The organism is Bradyrhizobium sp. (genome assembly GCF_016462955.1).
Classification (GTDB): domain Bacteria; phylum Pseudomonadota; class Alphaproteobacteria; order Rhizobiales; family Xanthobacteraceae; genus Bradyrhizobium.
Genome location: NZ_JAEMSD010000272.1, coordinates 1 through 2,354 on the forward strand (window position 1 = coordinate 1; position 2,354 = coordinate 2,354).

Below are 2,354 nucleotides of genomic sequence, written 5' to 3' on the forward strand. Positions count from 1 at the left end.
TCACAGGACAGCGCCATCGACAGGCCGGCGCCGGCGGCCGCGCCATCGAGCTGCGCCACCACGGGCTTCGGCATCTGGTGCAGGATGCGCGAGACCTCCATGCCGCGGCGGAGGTTTGCCAACTTCTGCTCGAACGGCAGCGGCGCGCGGCCGGCTGCCATCGACTTGACGTCGCCGCCGACGCAGAACGAGCCGCCGGCGCCCTTGAAGAGCACCGCCCGCACGTCGGGATCGTCAGCCGCGCGCCGTGCCGCCTCGACCAGCCCGGCGACCATCTCGGGATTGAGCGCGTTCTTCCGCTCCGGGCGGTTCATCGTGATGGTGAGCAGCCCGCCTTCGAGCTTCTGCAGGACCATGTCGTTGCTCATGCGGCGTCTCCCCTTGTTTGTTTTTACTCCGTCATTCCGTGGCGTGCCCCTTGGCGCGAACCCGGAATCCATTCCTCAACCGTCATTGCCGCTCGATGGATCCCGGGTTATCGCTGCGCGAGCCCCGGGATGACGACCTATTGTTGGGTGTGCGCGTCACCACGACGGCTCACGCCCTTATTTCTTCACGAGCGGGCAGCGCGACTGCTCCAAGGGCTGGAACGCCTCGGCACCCGGCACCGTGGCGAGCAGCTTGTAATCGTCCCAGCGGCCCTTGGACTCCGACGGCTTCTTCACCTCGAACAGGTACATGTCGTGGATCATGCGGCCGTCCTCGCGGATCTTGCCGCCCTTGGCGAAGAAGTCGTTGATCGGCGTCTCCTTCATCACCTTGATCACCGTCGCGGCGTCGGTCGTGCCGGCCGCCTTCACGGCCTTCAGGTAATGCGTGATCGAGGAATAGACACCGGCCTGCGCCGAGGTCGGCACCCGCTTGGTGCGCTCCATGAAGCGCTTGGAGAATGCGCGCGTGTCGTCGTTGAGATCCCAGTAGAACGCTTCGGCCAGCAGCAGGCCCTGCGCGGTCTCGAGCCCGATCGAGTCGATATCGGTGACGAAGGCGAGCAGCGGCGAGACCTTCTGGCCGCCCTTGGTGATGCCGAACTCCGCCGCCTGCTTGATGGCGTTGATGGTGTCGCCGCCGGCATTCGCGAGCCCGATCACCTTGGCCTTGGAGGCCTGGGCCTGGAGCAGGAAGGACGAGAAATCCGACGTGTTGAGCGGATGGCGCACGCTGCCCAGCACCTTGCCGCCGGTCTTGGTGACGACGGCGCTGGTGTCCTTCTCCAGATCCTGGCCGAAGGCGTAATCGGCCGTGAGGAAGTACCAGCTGTCGAGACCCGACTTCACCGCAGCAAGGCCGGTCACGTTGGCCTGGCCGTAAGTGTCGAACACGTAATGAATGGTATAGGGGCCGCAGGCCTCGTTGGTGAGACGGATCGAGCCGGGGCCGTTGAACATGATGATCTTGTTGCGCGCTTTCGCGATCTCGCCGGCGGCAAGCGCGGTCGCGGAGGCCGCGACGTCGTAGATCATCTCGACACCCTGATTGTCGAGCATGTCGCGGGCGATGTTGGCGGAGAGATCGGCCTTGTTCTGATGGTCGGCCGCCAGTACCTGGATCTTGCGTCCCAGCACCTCGCCGCCGAAATCCTCCACCGCCATCTTGGCCGCGGTCTCGCTGCCGGGACCGGTGATGTCGGCATACAGGCTCGACATGTCGAGGATGCCGCCGATCTTCAGCGGCGGCTTGTCCTGGGCCTGCGCGGCGCTAGCATTGAGGGCAAACGCGGCGGCAAAAATGCCGGACAGAATGTGCTTCATCGAAAAAGACCTCCCTTATCGCGCCGTGCTCTGATGGCGGCTTGGTTATTGCTCTTGGTGATATCTGTTGGCCATCGCTATTGCCGCAATCATGCCGCATGCGCAAGAGCGCAGCAAGCGAGGCGCTGATGATCGCCGCGCATGCTTTCCGCAAAACGGAATGGCAACAGGCTGCACGATGTCTCCGCGTCGTTTCGACCGTAGCGAAGTAAATCCAGAATCTTTCCGCGGAGGAGATCTGGATTGTTTCGCTGCCTTCGCAATGACGGAAAGTGAGGAAGCCCCTTCGCCTCACACGCCGTTCGAGTTAAGATCGATGCGTAACGCAACCTCCCCGGGTCACGTGACGCGACTGCATCATCTCATCGTCGCAATTCTTCTCGTCGCAGGTCACGCCGCGTTCGCAGCGCCCTGCCAATTCGAAGCGCAAGGCGAAGGCCGCGTCGCGGCCATCGTCGATGCGCGCGGCGTGCGCCTCGATGACGGGCGCGAGATCCGCCTTTCGGGCATCGAGCCGACCGCGACGACGAAGCAGGCTCTGACCTCACTGTTGCCCGGACGGGAGGTGACATTGCGGAGCACTGACGACACGCCGGACCGTTA

At 63.9% G+C, this 2,354-nt stretch carries 2 protein-coding genes and 1 pseudogene; 1 reads left to right on the forward strand and 2 read right to left on the reverse strand.

The genetic code is table 11. From position 1 onward, the window contains the following. Window positions 1-368: enoyl-CoA hydratase-related protein (locus JHD07_RS24205; protein WP_291626632.1), on the reverse strand; the 368-nt coding region annotated here is incomplete at its 3' end. A 177-nt stretch (window positions 369-545) separates the two neighbouring features. Further along, entirely contained in the window at window positions 546-1,751 is a 1,206-nt protein-coding gene (locus JHD07_RS24210; RefSeq protein ID WP_291626635.1) for an ABC transporter substrate-binding protein, read from the reverse strand. A gap of 67 nt (window positions 1,752-1,818) precedes the next feature. Here JHD07_RS24210 and JHD07_RS24215 point away from each other — a divergent pair. After that, window positions 1,819-2,354 (forward strand): annotated as a pseudogene (locus tag JHD07_RS24215) (hypothetical protein); the annotation flags it as partial.

Coding starts and splice junctions, on each gene's coding strand:
- JHD07_RS24210 (WP_291626635.1), bottom strand. CDS start 1,751: ATGAAGCACATTCTGTCCGGCATTTTTGCCGCCGCGTTTGCCCTCAAT.